Annotated in this window: 9 protein-coding genes and 2 pseudogenes; 1 reads left to right on the plus strand and 10 read right to left on the minus strand. The window is 45.5% G+C overall.

Translation table 11 applies throughout. The annotated features are described in order from the left end of the window. Positions 1–31: 31 nt before the first annotated feature. Complete coding sequence (locus V7K31_RS13875; protein WP_335094909.1) at positions 32–1,018, minus strand: DUF928 domain-containing protein; 987 nt, start codon at positions 1,016–1,018, stop codon at positions 32–34. A gap of 189 nt (positions 1,019–1,207) precedes the next feature. Beyond that, positions 1,208–3,763, minus strand: coding sequence for a CHAT domain-containing protein (locus tag V7K31_RS13880; protein WP_335094918.1), 2,556 nt, complete (start codon positions 3,761–3,763; stop codon positions 1,208–1,210). A gap of 325 nt (positions 3,764–4,088) precedes the next feature. Between V7K31_RS13880 and V7K31_RS13885 the strand changes: the two genes are divergently transcribed. Further along, positions 4,089–4,742 (plus strand): Uma2 family endonuclease, encoded by a 654-nt coding sequence (locus tag V7K31_RS13885; RefSeq protein ID WP_335094910.1) that lies wholly within the window; start codon positions 4,089–4,091, stop codon positions 4,740–4,742. A gap of 9 nt (positions 4,743–4,751) precedes the next feature. On the opposite strand, the pseudogene V7K31_RS13890 reads toward V7K31_RS13885, so the two are convergent. From V7K31_RS13890 to V7K31_RS13925, 8 genes and pseudogenes are all read right to left on the minus strand, one after another. Continuing rightward, positions 4,752–5,305, minus strand: a pseudogene (locus V7K31_RS13890) (filamentous hemagglutinin); the annotation flags it as partial. A gap of 63 nt (positions 5,306–5,368) precedes the next feature. Next, entirely contained in the window at positions 5,369–7,840 is a 2,472-nt protein-coding gene (locus tag V7K31_RS13895) for a two-partner secretion domain-containing protein (protein WP_442941283.1), read from the minus strand. A 75-nt stretch (positions 7,841–7,915) separates the two neighbouring features. Further along, on the minus strand, positions 7,916–10,384 hold the full coding sequence (locus V7K31_RS13900; RefSeq protein ID WP_335094912.1) for an S-layer family protein: 2,469 nt from the start codon (positions 10,382–10,384) through the stop codon (positions 7,916–7,918). Between the two features lie 212 nt (positions 10,385–10,596). Continuing rightward, on the minus strand, positions 10,597–13,299 hold the full coding sequence (locus V7K31_RS13905) for an S-layer family protein (RefSeq protein ID WP_335094913.1): 2,703 nt from the start codon (positions 13,297–13,299) through the stop codon (positions 10,597–10,599). A 136-nt stretch (positions 13,300–13,435) separates the two neighbouring features. Beyond that, positions 13,436–15,904 (minus strand): S-layer family protein, encoded by a 2,469-nt coding sequence (locus V7K31_RS13910; RefSeq protein ID WP_335094914.1) that lies wholly within the window; start codon positions 15,902–15,904, stop codon positions 13,436–13,438. A 65-nt stretch (positions 15,905–15,969) separates the two neighbouring features. After that, positions 15,970–18,453, minus strand: coding sequence for a two-partner secretion domain-containing protein (locus V7K31_RS13915; RefSeq protein ID WP_442941284.1), 2,484 nt, complete (start codon positions 18,451–18,453; stop codon positions 15,970–15,972). A gap of 74 nt (positions 18,454–18,527) precedes the next feature. Next, positions 18,528–19,772, minus strand: a pseudogene (locus V7K31_RS13920) (S-layer family protein); the annotation flags it as partial. 65 nt (positions 19,773–19,837) lie between these two features. Further along, entirely contained in the window at positions 19,838–21,640 is a 1,803-nt protein-coding gene (locus V7K31_RS13925) for a ShlB/FhaC/HecB family hemolysin secretion/activation protein (protein ID WP_442941282.1), read from the minus strand. Positions 21,641–22,502 lie beyond the last annotated feature (862 nt).

The following is a 22,502-nucleotide window of genomic DNA, read 5'->3' on the forward strand; positions in this document are numbered from 1 at the left end:
TCGGTCAACGTTGACTAGGATTAACCTGACATTAGTTAGTAGATGCTAATAAGTTCGCTGTTACAATCTCCTTCAAACTCACTGAGGACAGAAGTTCTTCCCATTGTTTGCGGAGGGTTGGATTGCTAGGTTGGGCGGTATATACCGTTGCAAGTGTTGCCACACAGTCATACCAAACACCATTTTTACCCAAAATAGTAGCCCGCTTCAGAGCATCTTGCTCTTGCATTGCTGTTGCCAACTCAGGGCTGGGCTGGATACGCTTAACCCAACCATCGACGTAAGGCGTACTCGGACTAAGTTCTCCATCTACTTTCACTGCTAGGAACCATTGATAGTTTTTGCCAACTGTTAAAGCAGGTGCATTGGCTGGTAACTTGATCGCAATTACCCCAGTTTTTCCTGCAACTGGAATTTTCATCTGATGTTGCATATTACCAGCTTCATCCTTGAGGCTGAACACGGCTTCTTGGGCATTGGAAGCCGGAAGATACACCAGAATTGTGGGACGTTCAGACACTGTTGTGCCATAAAAGTTTTGGGGCAAGAGGGCGATTAGTGCTGCTGGTTGTGTTGTACTTACAGTCGATGGATTTAAGTAGTAAGTACCCACGCGAGAAGCACCCCCACTTGCTTGTTGAGGCGTACCCTTCCCAGCAGCAGGTGTAAAGAGGTCGCCGCGAGAAGCTCCTCCCGTTGCTTGACTGGGCGTACCCTTCCCAGCAGCAGGTGTAAACAGGCTGCCGCGAGAAGCTCCTCCCGTTGCTTGACTGGGCGCACCCTTCCCGGCACTAGGAGTAAAGAGGTTGCCACGAGAAGCTCCTCCAGTTGCTTGTCTAGGCGCACCTTTCCCGGCACTAGGAGTAAACATACTACCGCGAGAAGCTCCTCCAGTTGCTTGACTGGGAGAGCCACTGTTGGTGGGCGGGGTAAATGTAACAGCACGCGCACTAGTCCATGCACTACTAGCGATCAGAGCGATGACGCTTAATGTACTAGCTAAATATCGACGTTTCATAATGTTTTACCTGATGTAATTGAAATGTGATACATAATACGTTTCCTTCAAGTATGGCATTCGCTCAGAGAATAAGTCCAAGCAACTGTCAAATCAGGGAACTTCTATTAGTAGTATAGGCGAGGTTTAGCGAAAGTAGTGTAAAAAATGAGTTAAAATCTCTACATAAAACTACGTTTTATTACGTAGCTAAATCCAGTTACCGATCAAAACAAAGCCAGACCAAAAGAACGGATCGTGAAAATCAGTTTGGCGAATTAGGCTAATTTGTGCTTGTCTTAGTGCTTCAGCTTTAGTGATTTTGGGTTGTCGCAGTTGGTTATAGAAGCGAGTCATGAGGATCGCGGCTGCCTGATCTTTAACAGGCCATAGGGTGGCGATCGTTGAGCGAGCGCCGGATTTGACAGCCAAACCCGCCAATCCAAGGACGGCGCGATCGTCTCCGGCTGCTGTATCGCAAGCACTTAGTACCAGCAACTCGATGGCTTTCGAGGGATCGCTACCCCGATTTTTCAGGAGTTCAGATAACTCTTTAACGCTGACTTTTCCATCCCAAGTGAGCAAGAAGGTATCTTCAAGGCGGGAACTAAACTGTCCGTGGGTTGCTAGGTGGACAATACTGGCACTACTGGATTTCACCCGTTCAGCAAGGGCTTGACTGGTGAATTCCTGGTTCAGCAACATAGAGGAGGACACCGACTTGGAGATTTGTTTCACTTCTGATTCCACACCCGGCAAAGCACTAAAGCCACCGCGAGCTTGGCTAATGCCACCGACGATCGCACTGAGATGATTTTGATGAAGCGATCGCGTAGCCATCAGTTGCAATCCTGGTGAGAGCGCCACAGCATACTTCTCGATCAGATATTGCTTACCATCATACAAAGCTGCTATCGGAATGTTCCGCAACCGACCATCTAAAACAAACACCAATGTCTTAGTATCAATGAATGCTTGCTCTGCTTCGGCGGGACGAATCAACCAATTATAAATCTGTTGGGAGAATCGATCGCGCTCTTTGAAATCCGAGACAGGGTTAAGAGTAACCAAAAAATTGTCTAGAGTCTGCTCAATTTCAGCTTTAGATTTGTAAGTAACATAGGAACGGAGTGGTTGGCCGGCTTTCGAGAGGATTACTGTTAAACGATCTGGTAGAATGATCGGATAAAGGACGGTTGCAGTGGGATCAACCTGATCAATCTGTTGAGTTCTATCTAAACAGGCTTCCCGAAAAAAGTTATCGAGTTCGGCAATTTGGAGTGCCTCAATCAATTCACGAGCTTGTATGAGTTCTGCTTGACTCGGTTGATTCTCTAGAAGTAAATCAACCAGTTCCCGGTAGACAGGCTCCACACTGCTGCGAAAAGAGAACTGGACGTCAGGGTTGATAGCCACCAAATCCCCCCGCAGTGCCTTTAAGGCATTGACGGCTTCTGTATAGGCAGTAATTGCTTTGGAGCGATCGCCCTGTTGTTTATACAACTGTCCCACCTGCCAAGCAGATTGAGCAATGATATCGTTAGCTTGGAGTTGACGGGCAATATCGAGAGATTTCTGAGCTAATTCCTGTGCTTCAGATATCTGCTGTGTACGACGATAGAGTTTTGCCCACTGATGTAGTGCATAAGCTTCTGATTGAGCATCTTTAATCTGCTGTGCAGACTTGACTGTGACTGCCATCAGTTGCGCCAAATCTTTGAGGGGTAAGATTTGGTCAGGATTTGACTGGCGATTGAGGGTGAGAATACCAACAAAATTGATCGCTGCGTAGAGGGAGATGTGACTGGGGGGCAGTTCCCGAAGTTGTTGGAGTAGTTGGGGTGCAAGTGGGGTAGCCAACTCAGGTTTGTCGTAATCGAGGAAAAGTTTAAACTGAGCTAAACGCGCTTGTAACTGATCGCCTGGGTTAGTGGCTAAGAGTTGAGCCTGTTCAAAGTAATCAAATGCCGCATTTGGATCTTGCAAGTCAATGGCAGTTTGGCCTAAGCTGATCAGAATAGAACTCAACTGGGGTTTGGCTGCAATTTTGCTAGCGATCGCTAAACTTTGCTCTAAAATCTGTTGATTGTTGCCAGAGTCGCCAATCATTTCCAAGGCTAAAGCAAGCGATCGCAATCCGCTAACTTTGATTTCATTATCCGGCATCCCTTGGAGTTTTTCAGTCAGCACCTCCAACTGTTGTTTAGAACGGCGGTAAAATCCTAAAGTTTGTAAAGCTTGTGCTTGGTTGATTTGACTACCCAAGCTACCCATTTTGTCGCCTGCTTGTTCATAAAATTTTTCAGCTTGTTGCCAACTTTCGAGGGCGGTTTCAGCTTTACCAGTGTGCAATTGCAAACTTGCTTGCGTATTGAATGCTTGCGCCCAAAGAATTGCATCAGCAGAGGGTTTATTTGTTTGCAATAGTTTTAGACTTTGCTCAATAGACTGTTGGGCTGCTTGCCATTGATTAAGTTCCTGTTGTGCCAATGAAAGATAACTCAAACCGAGAGCTTCGTTAAGGCGATCGCCTTGGCTATGGTAGTGTTGTGCTGCCGTTTGCCAAGCTGTAACAGCTTCTGCAAAGCGCCCTGATTGGTAAAGGTTCCGTCCCTGTTCTAGCCCATTGGTCGGTTGGGAAGAAGAGAGAACTGTTGTTATTACTGGTGGAGATGCTTTTACAGATGTAATGGTAAATGCTAAACACAAACTTAAAACACTGAGGCTGACATATAGCCAACGAGTTTGTTTAATTCCCAAAGCCATAAATAATACCAAGATTTTATTTTGAACACTCACAATAAAGGTATTTGAGATATCAATACAGTCATATTGCCCAATTCATAATGGGATCTATCACCAAATTTTAAATTTTGGATAATGGAAAAGAAAATTCAAAATCCAAAATTTAAAAAGGTCTGAGAGCAAGCGAATTTAAACGCGAGAATAAATCTAAAATCCAAACATCGTAAATTAAATGACTTGCCCCTGACTTGATTGCTGGGGTCAATCTAAAATCTAAAATCCAAAATTGATTGACCTCGCGGGCGATCGCATAGAATTAAAATACTGTGTCATTCCGGGTTAACCTATGACCACCTTCTTTCGCACCGATGCAGATTTGCATTTCCCCGACAGCGACGGCATACGAATGGCAGATAATACTGAACAGTTTCGTTGGATCGTCCTAATTAAAGAAAATCTGGAAATTCTATTTGCTGATCAACCTAATGTGTTTGTGGCGGGAGATTTGCTATGGTTCCCGGTGAAATCGCGCTTAATCTCACCCGTTGCACCGGATACAATGGTGGTGTTTGGTAGACCTAAAGGATGCCGGGGGTCTTACAAACAGTGGCAGGAAGACAACATTGCCCCACAAGTGGTATACGAAATTATCTCACCCAGCAATAATGCTTCGGAGATGGAACACAAGCTAGAGTTTTACCAAACTTATGGGGTGGAAGAATATTATCAGTATGACCGAGACCGCTACGAGCTAAAAGGTTGGCGACGGCAAAATGAACAATTGCTACCAATTGCTCAGATGGATGGGTGGACGAGTCCTCTGTTGGGGATTCGGTTTGCAGTGGGCAACCATGAACTGGTGATTTACCGACCAGATGGGCGGCAATTTTTGAGTTCGGTGGAGTTGGAGCAACGGGCAGAACGGGCGGAGCAACAATTGCAGGATATGCAAGCGCTGCTCCAGCAGTATCGCGATCGCTTTGGAGAATTAGACCGTTAACGCCAAAAATTAATTCCTGGCAATAGTAGCACAGTTTAATAGTTGTTGCACGTATGTAGGAGATTTATCTGCAACTAACTCGATTCATTTTGCCTTGGGCGTTGCAATGCCAGGAAGTAGCTTGGATAAGAACTTCCTCTTTTGGGGGTATTTGGGCTTGTACCTTCTGGGTTTTGCGGTATGCAGAGATATCCGCGGATATCAGACCAAGTGCGTAGGCGTAGCCCGTCGTAGACATCGCTCCTCACATCCTGACTGGGATTTTGGGGTATTCCACCTCGCCCTGTGGCGACAAAACTACTTCCAGTATTATTAGAACAACTTGTAGCTATTTGTTGCGATAAATCAGTCACATTTGTAGGCAATTCAACTAAGCCAGAATTGGGATCGACACCGATGTTATTAATCTGCACTGTACCGTTAACACCGAATTGAGAACTGGCACTAATGTCATTTTCTGGGGTGAGTTGAGGACGATATTGTAAGCCAATAATTTCGTGAGTGCTAATTTGAATATTACCCCCACGTCCTCGCAGTGCATTGGCTATGATGTCGCTCTCATCACCAAAAACTTCCTTTACTGATTTCAAGTTAGAGTTCCGGAAATTGCATGATTAATAACATGATTAAATTTTGGTAACAGCAGCACAGGTTAATGGTTGTTGCACCTGAGTAGCAGATTTATCTGCAATTAACTCAACTTTGCCGTCAGCATTACGTCGCCAAGAAGTAGCTTGGACAAGAACCTCTGAGGATGGGGGAATTTGGGCTGTTACATCACCAGTTTTGCGGTATGCAGAGATATCGCGCACATCGTCCCAAGTTCGTAGGCGTAGCCCGTCGTAGACATCGCTCCCCACCTGTTGAAGGGGATTTGGCGGTATTCCACCTCGTCCGGTTGCCACAAATTGGCTGCCTTGATTACTCGCGCAACCTGTGGCAATTTGCTGGGATGGATCAGTGACATTTGCTGGTAATTCTACTAAGCCAGAATTGGGATCGACATCGGGGCTAGTAATTTGCACGTTTCCGTTAAGTCCAAACTGAGAACTGGCTGTGATGTCGTTCTCTGACGTGAGGCGATCGCGGTATTTTAGCCCGAATAAGCCTTGGGTTGTGATATTAATGTTACCGCCTTTACCTTGGAAAGCATTAGCAATAATGTCACTGTTTTCTAAGCCCAGAATAATCGGTGAATTGATGAGAATGTTGCCAGCATTGCCATTGCCACCTGCGGTGGTAGTAATGTTGCTGCCATGACGCAGAATCAATAGCTTTTGCAGTTGCAAATTGATATTACCCCCGTTGCCTGATCTTGTCGATGCCAAAATGCTGCCCCCGGCATCAAGTTGCAGCCGTTCAGCATTCACGGTTAAGCTGCCAGCATTGCCCAATCCTCGATTATCAATCAAGACGATTCCAGCCTTGCGAACGGTCAGCACAGGCGTATTCAGTGTGATTCTCCCTGCATTGGCAAGGGTATTTGGATTGAAGAAGGCAAGAACGGAGGCACCAATTAGCGTTTGCCTTGTCCCGTTGACCTCGATCGACTCTGAGGCATTCACCGTGAGCGACCCAGAATTTCCAGAGCGGAAGCTAGAAACCGATACAACCCCACCTGATTGAACTGATAGCGTCCGAGTATTCAACGTCAGATCGCCTGCATTCGCCGTGCCTGAGGCTGTTGTTGACAGGGAAGTGTTAGTCGTTCGCGTACCACCGTCTATCTGAATAGAATCGGCAGTTACGGTAACATCCCCGCCAACACCGGAACTGATGGGGCTGGCTGACACCCTACTCCCGGACAAGATCGACAGGTTATGAGTGGTGATGTCAACGTTGCCGCCCTTGCCGCTGCCATTCGATGATGCCAGCAGCAAACTGCCTGATCTAAATCCATCGGAGTCATTAGCGGCAAAGCCGTTGACCACCATCTGACTGGCGTTCACCACAATGTTGCCGGCTGGAGCCGAGCTATAAGTGCGACTCAGCACAAAGCCGCCCTGATCGATCAGAAATTGTGGTGCGCTGATCACAATATTCCCGCCAGCGCCACGCGCGACGGTTTCGTTCACCAAAGCGCTGGATGCCGTGAAATTTGGTGACTTGCCGATAATTTGCAGCGACTCGGTGGCATTGACGGTAATATCCCCCGCCGCCTGATTGCTGCGATTTTGAATCAGCACCAGAGAGCCGTCGCGCAAGCTGACTTGTTTTCCTTGCAGTTGGATAGAGCCGCCACTGCTCTTGGTCAAGTCCTGGGTCGAAGCAAGTGCCCGTTGCGTCAGATCAATATTGCCAAAACCAGAAGCATTGGCATAGCTGAGGGCAAATCTCTGCGGGTTTGAATTGAGGGCGACAGTGCCACTCGTGACGCTGCCTAGCTCGATCCGTCCTCCCGGTGCCGAGAGTAAGCCGCCATCCAGGGCAATATTTCCACCCACTAATGCCAGCGTGTTTCCGGGTTGCACTTGCAAGCCTGTGGTGCCAAGGTTCAGCCCAGATACCTGGAGCGAGTCACTAAATTGCCCCGTGTGTCCGGCACCTTGCACTTGAATTGCTCCAGGATTAGTACCCATCTGCAAACCAATTGGTACACTAATCGTCAACAAGGGTGGCGCACCGGGATTATTCGTACTAAATTCCGTCCCATCAGCAAACTTAATACTATTCGCTGTTGTTCCCACAAAGGACCCGCCAATATTCAAGGAAGCATTTTGACCAAAGACAATCCCCGCCGGATTCATCAAAAACAAACTTACCGGGTTATTGCTATTGAGAATTTGAATTAACCCATCAATATTGGAAATATTTCCACCCGTAACCCGACTAAATATAGTTGTAATATTTGGTGTGTTAATTAAATCAAAGCTAGCGGAACCACCCGTCGGCACCGAAAAATTACTGAAGCTATGAAATAAATTATTACCTTTTTCAATCCCATTAATAATTGTGTAATTATTACCATTTGGGTTGACAATGGTGTTAGTTGTACCATCGGATGTCACCTGAGCGATCGCTGGTAGTACCAAAGCGGAACTCAAGAACCCGATTGTGAGTGTAGATAGAAAAGCGTAGGCGTAGCCCGTCGTAGACATCGCTCTCATCACCAAAAACTTCCTTAACCTGATTTAAACTTAGAGTTCCCATTTAGGGCGTTGTTGATAACATGATTAACTTTTGGGAACAGCAGCACAGGTTAACGACTGTTGCATCTGAGCAGGAGATTTATCTGCCACTAACTCAATTTTGCCTTGGGCATTACGATGCCAGGAAGTAGCTTGGATAATAACCTCTGGGGTTGGGGGTATTTGGGCTTGTACCTTCTGGGTTTTGCGGTATGCAGAGAGATCGCGGATATCAGACCAAGTGCGTAGGCGTAGCCCGTCGTAGACATCGCTGCCAATTTGCTGTGTTGGATTTTGCGGTATTCCACCCCTTCCCGTGGACACAAAACTACTAGCAGTATTATTAGAACAACCTGTAGCAATTTGCTGGGATGTATCTGTTAAGTTTACGGGTAGTTCTACTAAACCAGAATTGGGGTCAACTCCAAAATCATTGATGTCTACCGTACCGTTTACGCCAAATTTGGAACTGGCTGTGATGTCGTTTTCTCTTGTGAGTTCGTTACGGTATTTTAGCCCGAATATGCCTTGGGTGTTGATTTGAATGTTGCCCCCATTACCTTGGAATGCGTTGGCGATGATATCGCTATTTTCCAAGCCGACGATGATGGGAGAGTTAATGGTGATGTTGCCCCCATTGCCAATACCACCTGCATTAGTAACAATTGAACTACCACGACGCACGATCAAGTCATTTGCCTGGATAAAAATATTACCGCCTTCACCCTGAACAGTAGCGGCGGTAATTTTACCACCATTGTCAAGACGGATTGAACCTGCATTAATTTCCAGTTTTCCAGCATCGCCAATGCCTTGATGATCAACGCCAACAATTGCCCCATCTGTAATCTGCAAGCGCGGGGTGTTGAGAGTGAATTTTCCCGTGTTACCTGTGATCACATCTGGTAATCCAAGTAGTTGCCGAATAGGTGGTGCAAATAATTCAGCCCTAGCACCAATTCGACTTGGGAGACGAGAAATACTACTCACTCCACTGACTTCAACGCTATCTGAAGCATTGATGACCAAATCCCCTCCATTGCCGCTATTTACGGTAGAGGCAACGATACCTCCTCCATCCTGTACTCTCAGTTTGGCAGTATTAATAGTTAATTGGCCTGCATTTGCTTGGCTGAATGTGCTAACCACTATGAGGCTATCATGAAAATTTTGCCCCATCACTTCGATGAAATCAGCAGCATTAATCGTGATATTACCTCCCATACCATTTGCCAAGCTAATATTGTCGATCTCAGCACCATCTAAAATCTGCAATTTTTTGGTAACTACTCGAATATCACCACTTTTCCCCGAATTGCTGGTGTTAGTAATCAGTGAACTGGTCAATCCACTAATAGGTGATAATCCCACAATTTGAAGCAAATCTCCAATTTCCACAGAAATATTACTTCCTGAACCTTTACCAAAATTGAATCCATCAATAGTACCACCATCGTAGAGGAATCCTTGGGAGGCAGAAACCAAAATATTACCCCCACCACCATCGCCAAAATTATCAGCACGCAATCGACTTTGTGGAAATCCATCAGTGCCAACTCCCCCCAGTTGCAATGACTCACTAGCATTAACGCTAATGTCGCCTGAATTATTGCTTCCTTGATTAACTAATAGGGCAGCAGACGCATCTTGCAAGCTAATATTTCGACCCTGGAAATGAATAGAACCCGCAGGGGTGCCACTGGCATCGGCAAGGGATTGATGGGACAGATGAATATTCCCAAATTGCTTTATATTGCCATAATCAAAATTCCAATGAGCAGAAGAGGTGTTGAGATTAACTGTGCCATTACTAGCGCTACCGAGTTCAATATGTCCAGAAGGTGCATTTAACACTCCACCATCTAAGGCTACTTCTCCCCCTATCAATGCCAAGTTATTACCAGAGGTAACGCTTAATCCTACAGGATTGTTACTTCGATCCAGAGGAGAAACTATAGCATTACCAATACTAATTAAACGGTGTCCGGTGTTTTGGACGGTAATATCTCCCGGATTTTGCCCCATTTGCAACCCAATTGGCACACTCATCGTCAACAACGGCGGCGCACCGGGATTAGTCGCACTAAACTCTATTCCATCAGCAAACTTAATGCTATTCGCCGTTGTTCCCACAAACGAGCCGCCAATATTCAACGAGGCATTTTTTCCAAAGACAATCCCCGCAGGATTCATTAAAAACAAACTTACTGGATTATTACTATTGAGAGTTTGAATTAAGCCATCAATATTGGAAACATTTCCACCAGTCACTCGACTAAATATGGTTGTAATATTTGGCGTGTTGATTAAATTAAAGTTGGCAGAACCACCTGTAGGCACAGAGAAATTACTGAAACTATGAAATAAATTATTACCTTTTTCAATTCCGTTAATAATTGTGAAATTATTAGCACTTGGGTTGACAATGGTGTTTGTAGTACCATCCGACGTTACCTGAGCGATCGCGCAGCGACTCCAAAGGAGTATCGCTGGTAGTACCAAAGCGGAACTCAAGAACCCGATTGTGAGTGTAGATAGAAAAGCGTAGACGCTTCGCGGTGAGGGGGTCGCAGTCTTGGCGCTTGGCGTCGATTGTGACCCCCCGAACCCGTTGGCGCAGCCTCTCCAAGAGTTGGGCTTGTTGTTAGACATCGCTCTGATCACCAAAAACTTCCTTTAGGGATTTAAAATTAGAGTTCCCATTTAGGGCGTTGTTGATAACATGATTAACTTTTGGGAACAGCAGCACAGGTTAACGACTGTTGCATCTGAGCAGGAGATATATCTGCAACTAACTCAATTTTGCCCTGAGCGTTATGATGCCAGGAAGTAGCTTGGACAAGAACCTCTGGGGTTGGGGGTATTTGGGCTTGTACCTTCTGGGTTTTGCGGTATGCAGAGAGATCGCGGATATCAGACCAAGTGCGTAGGCGTAGCCCGTCGTAGACATCGCTCCTCACATCCTGCGTTGGATTTTGTGGTATTCCACCCCTTCCCGTTGCCACAAAGCTGCTGCCTTGACTACCCGCGCAGCCTGTAGCAATTTGCTGCGATGGATCGGTTACATTTGCTGGTAGTTCGACTAAGCCGGAATTTGGATCGATACCGATAGTATTAACTTGAACAGTGCCACTCACTCCAAATTGGGAACTGGCGGTGATGTCGCTTTCTGGGGTGAGTTGGGGACGGAATTTCAGCCCAAAGATGCCTTGAGTGGTGATTTGAATATTTCCACCGCTTCCGAGTACCGCATTGGCAACGATATCGCTATCTTCGTCAGGAAGGGCAATAATAGCTCCAGCAGTAATATCAATGTTACCTCCGGTAGAAGTACCAGTGGCATTAGTTGTAATATTACTGCCACGACGTAACAGCAAAACATCATTTGCTTGGAGGTGAATGTTACCTTGACTACCTCCTTTGACTTCCGATCGCAGACTGGCTTTATTGTCGAGGAAAATATTATTGGCTGTAATATTCAAATTACCTGCATCTCCGCCTCCTATATTGCTCACGGTCACTTCCGCACTATTGCGTATTTTAACTGTATCAGATGTAATATTTATCGTTCCAGCCTTAAAATTAGTTGTTGAAGATGCTGCGATCGCACTGGGCAAAATTTGACCGTTAGTTAAAGGTTGAGACATACCCTGGATATCAATGTTTTTAACCTGTAAGTTAATATTCCCCGCATTTGCCTGACCCTGGCTGGAAGAGGTGATCTGTCCTCCATTAAAGAGCCGTAGGTTGTCAGCAGTTAAGGCGATATTTCCACCTGAACCTACTGAATTATCACCCGCGGAAACAGTAATGCCACCAGGTAATTTGCTGATAACATCAATTACTGGATCGCTAACTGCTACCTCTTGCGCGTGAATGGTGATATTTCCCGCTTTCCCTTTTCCTGATAAAGTACTGCGGATAGACCCGCCATTAAAGAGATGCAAACGTCCAACATCGATTGAGATATTTCCCGCGTCTCCTTCTGTTTGACCAATTCTCGTACCCACTCCAGACAGTAGTAGAGAGGGTGTGTATCCTGAGATATCAAGGCTCTCAGTTGCTCGGATTGAGATATTTCCAGCCTTGCCCGTGGGAGCAGAGACAGGGTCAAAGGGTATCAAAGATGTACTGACGATTCCACCATCTTGCAGCCGCATTCGATTTGTTTCGATGGAAATATTTCCACTCTCATTGTTCTTGCCACTAAAGAGAGTGGTGGTAATCGAGGTGGGGATTTGAAAAAATGGATTAGAACCTACCACCTGTACATCTGAAGCCCGAACAGTTACATCTCCCGAGCGAGAATTGTTGCCATTAGAAGAGGACTGAAGCCAAGCTCCATTTGCTAACTTTAAGCGTCCTGTCTCTACTGTTACATCTCCAGCTCGTCCAGTTGCTGGAGGTCCAAAAAAGATACCTACAGAAGTTCCAATGCCAGGATTAATTTGTCCTGGGAGAGAAGCACCCAGCAGGTCAACAAAGTCTGTGGTCTTGACAGTAATTCCCTTACCTTGCCCAGCAAAGGTAATAGAACTAATATTCGACCCATCCTGCACCGTCAACCCACGTCCACGGATGTTAATTGCACCCCCGTTAATTCCACTTGCATCAACCAATGAAGCTTTTTGTAACGTAATTGTGCCCCAATTTGTCGTAGCCACAGGACTCGTCAGTTGCCATTGAGCTTGATTTTCCATTTGAATCCCAGCATTCTGCACAGCCCATAGTTCGATATGCCCATCTGGTGCCGTCAATTTTGCCCCTGTCATGTCGATTTGACTACCAAGTAACGCTAGTGTTTGTCCGGTTTTAACTCGCAAGTCTGCCCCTTGAACTTGTATCGCTCCAGCATTTGCCCCAAGTTGCAAACCTACAGGTACACTTATAGTCAGCAAAGGAGTACCCGAAACATTCACAGCACTAAATTCCGTCCCATCGGCAAACTTAATACTATTCGCCGTCGTCCCCACAAAGGAGCCACCAATATTCAAGCGGGCATTTGCCCCAAACACAATCCCCGCAGGATTTATCAAAAACAAACTTACCGGGTTACTACTATTAAGCGTGCTAATTAACCCATCAATATTGGAAACATTTCCACCTGTAACCCGACTGAATATAGTTGTAATATTTGGGGTGTTAATTAAATCAAATCTGGCTGAACCACCTGTAGGTACAGAGAAATTACTGAAGCTATGAAATAAATTATTACCTTTTTCAATTCCGTTAAGAATAGTAAAATTATTACTACTTGGATTGACAGTGGTGTTAGTTGTGCCATCGGATGTCACCTGAGCGATCGCGCAGCGACTCCAAAGGAGTATCGCTGGTAGTACCAAAGCGGAACTCAAGAACCCGATTGTGAGTGTAGATAGAAAAGCGTAGACGCTTCCCGGTGAGGGGGTCGCAGTCTTGGCGCTTGGCATCGATTGTGACCCTCCGAACCCGTTGGCGCAGCCTCTCCAAGAGTTGGGCTTGTCGTTAGACATCGCTTTTATCACCAAAAACTCCCTTTACTGATTTCAAGTTAGAGTTCCCGAAATTGCATGATTAATAACATGATTAAATTTTGTTAACAGCAGCACAGGTTAATGGTTGTTGTAAGTATGTAGGAGATTTATCTGCAATTAACTCAACTTTGCCGTCAGCATTACGATGCCAGCTTGTAGCCTGGACAAGAACCTCTGGGGATGGGGGAATTTGGGCTGTCACCTCACCAGTTTTGCGGTATGCAGTCAGATTGCGGATATCAGACCAAGTGCGTAGGCGTAGCCCGTCGTAGACATCGCTCCCCACCTGTTGAAGGGGATTTTGCGGTACACCACCCCGTCCGGTTGCGACAAAGCGACTGCCTTGATTATCCGCGCAGCCTGTAGCAATTTGCTGTGATTGATCAATTACATTTGCTGGCAGTTCGACTAAGCCAGAATTTGGATCAACACCAATGTTATTAACTTGAACTGTACCGTTGACCCCAAATTGCGAACTGGCGGTGATGTCGTTTTCGGGAGTCAGTTGGGGACGATATTTCAGCCCGATAATTCCCTGAGTAGTGATTTGAATATTACCACCCTTTCCTTGGACTGCATTGGCAATAATATCGCTGTTATTTAATCCAATAATAATCGGTGCATTAATGTTAATATTACCTCCATTTCCATTACCGCCTGCTGTTGAGGTGATTTGGCTATTGTCGCGCAGAAGCAAAAACTTGCCAACTTGTAAGGCGACATTACCTCCATTACCTGATTCTGTTTGTGCCTGGATGCTTCCTTGACGGTCTAATCGGATAGTATTGCCTATGATGTCAAGACTGCCTCCATTTCCACTACCTTGACTAGTGACACTGACTGTCGCGCCATCTGTCACCGTCAGGTTCGGCGTGGTAATGCTCACATTACCAGCATTTGCCGTGAGTATATTCGGTAGATGGAATTTCTGCCGCAGTAGTAGAGGTAGTAGAATGCTAGACGAGTTGATACTGCTATTATTGCTGTGACTGCGACCGCTAATCTCGATGGATTCCGTGGCGTTAATGCTCAAATCTCCCCCATTACCGGCAAAAAATGTGGTTGCGGCAACTACTCCCCCATCCAGAATTTGCAACTTGGCGGTATCTAGGGTCAAAGTTTTGGCGTTTCCGGTCGCAAAAGTGATTGAGCTAATGTTGCTATATAGTCCAGAGGGGCTTTCTCCGATGACAGTGGTGTAATTGGTGCGAATTGCCACTTTACCACTGGAGCCACTGCCAAAGGTAGCTGAAGTCAGTGCGGCACCATTTGAGAGCAGTAAACTATTGGCATTGACGGAGATATCGCCAGCGTTCCCAGAACCATAGCCAGAAGTAGAAAGAGTACTAACGCTATTTGGATTGATTGGTGAGAAGCCAGATAGTTCAATCGCTGTTGCCTCAATGTGGATATTGCCACTGGGAGCCACTCCAACTGAAGTGCTATTCAACCCCGCTCCCAGCTTGAGGGTGAGCCTGGGAGTAATCACGCTGATGTTCCCACTAGCTCCGATACCCACAGCTTCAGTACGCACCCCGCTCCGAATTGTGCCATCAGCAGTTGTACCAATAAAATCAATCGCCTCTGTAGCCTGAAGGCGAATGTCGCCGCCAGAGAGATTGCCGAAATTTCGTGCTACCACCAGAGAGCCATCGGTGAATTGAATTTGCCTACCCCAAATTTGCACAGAACCCGCATTTACTCCGCTTATATCTAATAGCGATCGCTGTGTAAGCTGAATATCACCAAACTTTTGCCCATCTTCATATCCCAAAGTATACCCCTGTGCAGTTGGTATCAAACTAACTAACCCTGCACCACTCACACTGCCTAATTCTACTTGCCCTTGCTTGGCGGTCAGAGTTGCCCCATTCAGATTCAGATTGCTACCCACCAAAGCGAGGGTTTTTCCCGGCTGTACCCGCAATTGTGTCGCACTCGGATTTTGAGTGACAAGAGTCGAACCACCGGGATTGGACAAGGAGTGTCCTGTGCCTTGAACGGTTATCGGTGCGGGATTGCTGCCTAATTGCAAACCAATGGGAACATTGATACTCAATAACGGGGCAGACTGGGGACTAATTGCGCTAAACTCAGCACCATCGCTAAATTTAATCCTCTCAGCAGTTGTCCCAATAAAGGAGCCGCCAATATTAAGTTGGGCATTTGCGCCGAAAATTATCCCACTGGGATTGAGCAGAAACAGATTAGCCCTACCGTTGGCTTTAATTACACCATCAATATTGGAAATATTGCCACCAGTGATGCGACTGAAGATATTTTGCACATCTGGGGCATTGTTGAAAAAAGCCGAGCCGTTGGTGGGAACTGAGAATTGGCTGAAGCTGTGGAACAGGTTGTTGCCAACACGGTTGCCGTTGGTGATGGTGAAATTATTGCCAGTTTGGGAGACAGTGGTGTTGAGGGTACCATCAGGAGTTACCTGAGCGATCGCCCTTAGCATCATACCTGGAGTGAATAACCCAGTTGTTAATATAAATAGAAAAGTAATCGCTCTCATACCAAAAACTTCCTTTAACTGATTTCAAGTTAGAGTTCCCTTTTAGGGCATGATTAATAACACGATTAAATTTTGGGAATAGCAGCACAGGTTAATGGTTGCTGCAAGTATGTAGGAGATTTATCTGCCACTAACTCAATTTTGCCTTGAGCATTACGATGCCAAGAACTAGCTTGGACAAGAACCTCTGGGGATTCAGGCATTTGTGCTTGTACCTTCTGGGTTTTGCGGTATGCAGTCAGATTGCGGATATCAGACCAAGTGCGTAGGCGTAGCCCGTCGTAGACATCGCTCCCCACCTGTTGAAGGGGATTTTGCGGTACACCACCCCGTCCGGTTGCGACAAAGCGACTGCCTTGATTATCCGCGCAGCCTGTAGCAATTTGCTGTGATTGATCAATTACATTTGCTGGCAGTTCGACTAAGCCAGAATTTGGATCAACACCAATGTTATTAACTTGAACTGTACCGTTGACCCCAAATTGCGAACTGGCGGTGATGTCGTTTTCGGGAGTCAGTTGGGGACGATATTTCAGCCCGATAATTCCCTGAGTAGTGATTTGAATATTACCACCCTTTCCTTGGACTGCATTGGCAATAATATCGCTGTTATTTAATCCGATAATAATCGGTGCATTGATTTTAATATTACCTCCATTTCCATTACCGCCTGCTGTTGAGGTGATTTGGCTATTGTCGCGCAGAAACAACAAGTTACCAACTTGTAAGCGGATGTCGCCCCCATTACCAGATTCTGTCTGTGCCTGAATTAAGCCTTGATTTTTTAATTGGATGCGATCGGCTGTGATGTTGAGAATGCCGCCATTACCACTACCTTGACTAGTAACACTCACTGTACCACCATTAGTCAGGATCAGATTTGGTGTAGTGATGCTGAGATTACCTGCATTTGCCGACAGTATATCCTGCAACCCAAAGAATTGACGCAATTGCGGATTTAAACGGACGGCAGACGAGTTAATGCTACTGTTATTGTTACGACTGCCACCACTAATTGCGATCGCTTCACTAGCATTGATGCTGACATTTCCCCCATTACCAACAAAGTATGCGGATGAACCAACTGTTCCTCCATCCAAAATTTGTAACTTACCAGTATCCAGTATCAAGTCTTTGGTATCCCCCGTGGCAAACGTACCTACAAGAATGGAACTATAAACTCCAAAAGGGTTTTCTCCCATAACTGTGGTATTTTTATTGTGAATTGTAACTTTACCACTAGAGCCACTGCCAAATGTAACCGAAGATAATGAGGCTCCGTCTGATATTAGTAAACTATCACCATTGACGAAGACATCCCCAGCAATTCCAGAACCATCGCTAGCAGTGCTCACGTTACTAACACCACCGTTACTAACAGCAGTTGGGTTTATGAGTGAAAAGCCAGACACTTCAATTGTTTTTGCATTGATTTGGATATTACCACTGGGAGCATTTCCCTGGGTTATGTTATTCAAAACTCCTCCCTGTTGGAGGGTAAGCTTTTGAGCAACAACGTCAATATTTCCACTAGCTCCAATACCAAAGGCTTCACTACGAACCCCGCTCGACAATGATGCATCGCTTGTCGTACCAATTATATCGATCACAGCCGATGCTTGAAGACGAATGTCTCCACCGGGAAGATTTCCATAATTCTGCGCTAACACCAGCGAAGCATCGGTGAATCGAATATTTCGTCCCTCAAGCTCCACCGAACCTGCATTGACACCGCTGACATCTAAGAGCGATTTTTGCGCTAGTTGAATATCGCCAAAAGTTTGCCCATTGTCATATCCCAAAGTATAACCTCGTGAATTTGGGATTAAATTAACTTGTCCGATTCCGCTTGTACTACCCAATTCGACTTGTCCTTGTGGGGCAGTCAACATAAACCCATTTAGTTGCAGATTGCCACCCACTAATGCCAAGGTTTTCCCCGGCTTTACCTGTAATTCTGTAGAATCGGGAAGTCGAGTGATAAAATACCCGCTATTTGTATATCCTGCCCCTTGAGCTTTGATGGGAGCGGAATTGTTGCCCATTTGCAGCCCTATCGGAACATTGATGCTTAATAATGGTTTAGCTTGGGGATTAACTGCACTAAACTCAACCCCATCGGCAAATTTGATGCTATTGGCTGTCGTACCAATAAACGAACCACCAATATTTAATCTGGCATTGGCTCCAAAAATAATTCCATTGGGATTGAGTAAAAATAAATTGGCGTTACCATTGGCTTGAATTAAACCATCAATGTTAGAAACAGTACCGCCAGTGATGCGACTAAAGATGTTTTGCACATCTGCGGCATTGTTAAAGAAAGCTGAACCACCAGTGGGCACAGAGAAATTACTGAAACTATGAAATAAATTATTACCTTTTTCAATCCCGTTAAGAATTGTGAAATTATTACCACTTTGGTTGACAATGGTGTTGGTAGTGCCATCGGATGTCACCTGAGCGATCGCTGGTAGTACCAGAGTGGAACTGAAGAACCCGATTGTGACTGTAGATAGAAAAGCGTAGGCGTAGCCCGTCGTAGACATCGCTCTCATCACCAAAAACTTCCTTTACGGATTTCAAGTTATAGTTCCCCTGAAGGGCATAATTAATAACATGATTAAATTTCGGTAACAGCAGCACAGGTTAATGGTTGTTGCACCTGAGTCGGAGATTTATCTGCAACTAACTCAATTTTGCCGTCAGCATTACGATGCCAGCTTGTAGCCTGGACAAGAACCTCTGAGGATGGGGGAATTTGGGCTGTTACATCACCAGTTTTGCGGTATGCAGAGAGATCGCGGACATCAGACCAAGTGCGTAGGCGTAGCCCGTCGTAGACATCGCTCGTCACATCTTGATTGGGATTTTGTGGTATCCCACCCCGTCCCGTGGCGACAAACCGACTAGCTTGACTTGTAGAACAACCATTGGCTATTTGCTGCGATGAATCAGTGACATTTGCTGGTAGTTCCACCAAGCCGGAATTTGGATCGATACCGATAGTATTAACTTGAACAGTGCCACTAAGCCCAAATTGGGAACTGGCGGTGATGTCACTTTCTGGGGTGAGTTGGTCTTGAAATTTCAATCCGAAGATGCCTTGAGTGGTGATTTTAATGTTACCGCCTTGTCCTAATACGGCATTGGCTGCTATGTCGCTGTTTTTCTGGGCAACAGCGACAATAGATCCGGCATTAATTTTAATGTTGCCCCCTGTAGAAGCACCACCGGCATTGGTGATGATATTACTGCCGTGCCGTAATAGCAGATAATCATTTGCTTGGAGTTGGATGTTCCCCTGACTACCTCCATTCACTTGAGCTTGTAGGCTTGCTCCATTGTCGAGAAAAATATTGTTGGCAGCGATATTCAGGTTCCCTGCATCTCCTTTACCTGTATTGCTGACGGTGATTTGCGCCCCATCCCGAATGTGTACAGCGTCGGATTTAATATTTATAGACCCCGCAGAAGAGCGAGTAGTCGAGGATGCAGCGATCGCACTAGCCAGTTTACTACCATTGACTGTGGTTTGAGAAATTCCTTGTAAATCAATGTTTTTAACTTGTAGGTTAATATTACCTGCATTTCCTCCCAGCCCCTGACTCGATGAGGTAATCTGCCCGCCGTTGAATACCCGCAAGTTTTCTGCTGTCAGGTTGATAGTTCCACCTTGACCTGCTATATTTGCTCCTACAGAAACCGATATCCCGCTCAAGGTTTGAGTATTTAGATCAATTATTGGATCGCTAACTGATACATCTGTTGCTCGAATATCAATATCTCCTGCTATGCCACTCCCTCCCAGAGAACTAGTAATATTCCCACCATTTGACAATACTAAATGTCCAGTATCAATAAAAATTTGCCGTTGTCCTTACAAATGAACCGCCGATATTCAAGCTGGCATTTTGTCCAAAGTTGATCGCCTTAAAACGGCGAATAGCGCACCGAGAAGTACAGCCCATTTTCTTGGAGCGATCGCTTTTCACCCTCCACTGAGATTAGGGGAATACCCCAATCAAAACGGGCTGAGAAGTGATCACCCTGTTTCCATAACAGCCCCAACCCAGTACTAAAAAGCGTACTCGGTGATGGATTTTCGCCCTTGACATTCCAGCCTTTGCCAACTTCTATAAAGGGTGTCAGTTGCAGTACTCCGCCAATCTTGGCAGCGCGGACAATGGGGACTCGAAATTCTGCGGAAAGTAATAGGCCATTATCTGTGAGTAATGCGTCTTGGCGATAGCCCCGTATACTTAGCTGTCCACCCAGACCAAATTGCTCCAAAGGCACTAAGGAATCTGCTGCCAATTGCAAATCGCCCCTGACTAAAAATAGAGTGTCCGGTGCTAATTGCCGCACCCACTGCGCCTGTCCCCGCCACGCAAAAAAGCGACTATCTGGTTCATTATTACTGACATTTGCATCGAACCAATCTACGCCTAAACTAAATTGCGATCGCGCCGCAAATACATATTGGTTGCTTCGCTGGGTATATTCTTGAAAAAAGCGCAGGGCTGAAATATTGGTTTTTCCGTTGGCATCTGCACCAGGGGAGAGTTTAAACGGCCCAATGTTATCAAGACCTAACTCAGTTTGGCTTTCCTGGCGCGAGAATGACAGCCCAATTGCCAACTCTTGGGTTGGTTTTTGTATCAGTGGTTGCCGATAGCCTAATTCGTAAGATCGGGTATTTGACTGAATATCAAGGACGCTGAATGGCTTTTCAATTACGTGATTCCACCCTTGGCTAAAACCAAAGAATACAGTGCCGTTGTGGGCATTAATCGGCAGCGTGTAATTGGCATTGATTGTATTACTACCATCGGTATTGGCATATCCCACGCTCAGGGTATCGCCCAAACCCAGTAAATTGGCTTCTTGCAAATCTATTCCCCGGCGAAAACTGCCAACACTGGGCGATCGCCCATTATCCAGGCTTGCCGTCAGGTTAAAAGTTTTTGCTTCTTCAACTTCAACTTGCAATATATTGCTTCCCGGATGTACGCCTGTCTGCAACTCGGCTGACAGGTTTTGAATTCGCGGATCGAGGCGGAGTAGTTGCAGCTTTTCCAGTAAGCGTGGTATATTCAGGGGTTTGCCAGCACCAAGTTGGATGCGATCGCGAATGTATTTGCTGCTCAATCGTCGATTACCGATAATCTTGATTTCTTGCAGACTGCCCTCAATCACCTGAATTTTGATTGTTCCAACTTCCAGTGTCTGCGGTGTAATCAATGCCCCTGTTGTGACATAACCGTTATCAGTGTAAAGCTTGGTGATCGCATTTTTGATTTGCAATAATTCTGCAAATGTCAGCTCTCTTCCCACAAAGGGATTTGTAATAGCCGCAAACTGTTCTGGTTTGAAAACTGTACTACCAACAACTTCAATGCGATCGACCCGAAATCTGGCATTGGGGTCATCCTGTCCCGGAATTGGCTGATTCGGTACTTTTGGGGATGGAAGCAATTGATTTTTGTCTGGTAGCTTCGGCAGCAGATCCGACGGTAAGGGAATGACAGGAATCTCTTCTAATCGACCAGGCGGTAACGTCTGAGGATTAGGAGTTTGGGCGTAGGCGCAACCCGTCGTAGACATCGCATCCTGATAGTTGCATAATACTGCTGCGATCGCAAAACTGAGTGTTAGAAATCCAGCAGAAATCCTCTGTTTGCCTACGAAGTTGCCGACATCTGGCTGATTTCTAACCAAGGTTTTTCTAATCATTAATTTGTAATTAAATAAATTACAGATTGAATCCTTAATACCTGGAATGTACAAGTAAATACGTAGTAGATACTATATTTAACTTAAATTTTTCTAGGAAGAATCAGTAATATTACTATTTAGTTTATGAACTGGCTCTTGAGCGTCTACCTGGAAACAATCGCTATGCAGGTTTTGTTTTGGGGAAAGCGATCGCGTAACGCAATGCGCTTCGGAAACAGGAGCGCATTTGCGAAAGCATGTAGTAAAGAATTGCTTAAGGCATTATGTAAAAATAACTTGAACAATTTACCGAATGGCTAAATAATTACAATGTAAGCAAATTACAGCGTCAAATGTCTAATAGCCAGGAAGTCAGAAACATTCGATAAGTAAGTGGGTGAAATTAAATCTAAAACCTCACCCTGCCTGCGGCTTCCCTCTGCGAACTCACGGAGAGGGATTGAGGGTGAGATTTTATCTTATATTTAATTACGCCTACCTACTTATTCCATCAGGTTAACATTGACCAATTATCGGCTAGCTAATCATAAGTATTTATAATCTATACTATGTCTGCTGGTTAGAAGTTTCTGTGTTTAAAAGTATCATAAGCTACAAAAGCTCTAGCGTAGGCGCAGCCCAACCCAGGCATCGCACTTTGGGAAAAACTTTTTGGTTTACTGATAATTGATTCCTGCAAGACGCACACTTGTGACATTAAAAGTCATGCGAGGTTAAAAACTATTAAACTCCAAAAGCTAAGATTGTCCAAGTAGGGAATCTCAAAGTGCGATTCGTTGACTAGTGAATCTCGGTAAACAGCCCGTAAATAACTAATCCAGCCCGTCAGCAGATTACTGACATTAAGGCTGAACTCTCG

The organism is Nostoc sp., from assembly GCF_036917675.1.
Lineage (GTDB): Bacteria > Cyanobacteriota > Cyanobacteriia > Cyanobacteriales > Nostocaceae > Nostoc.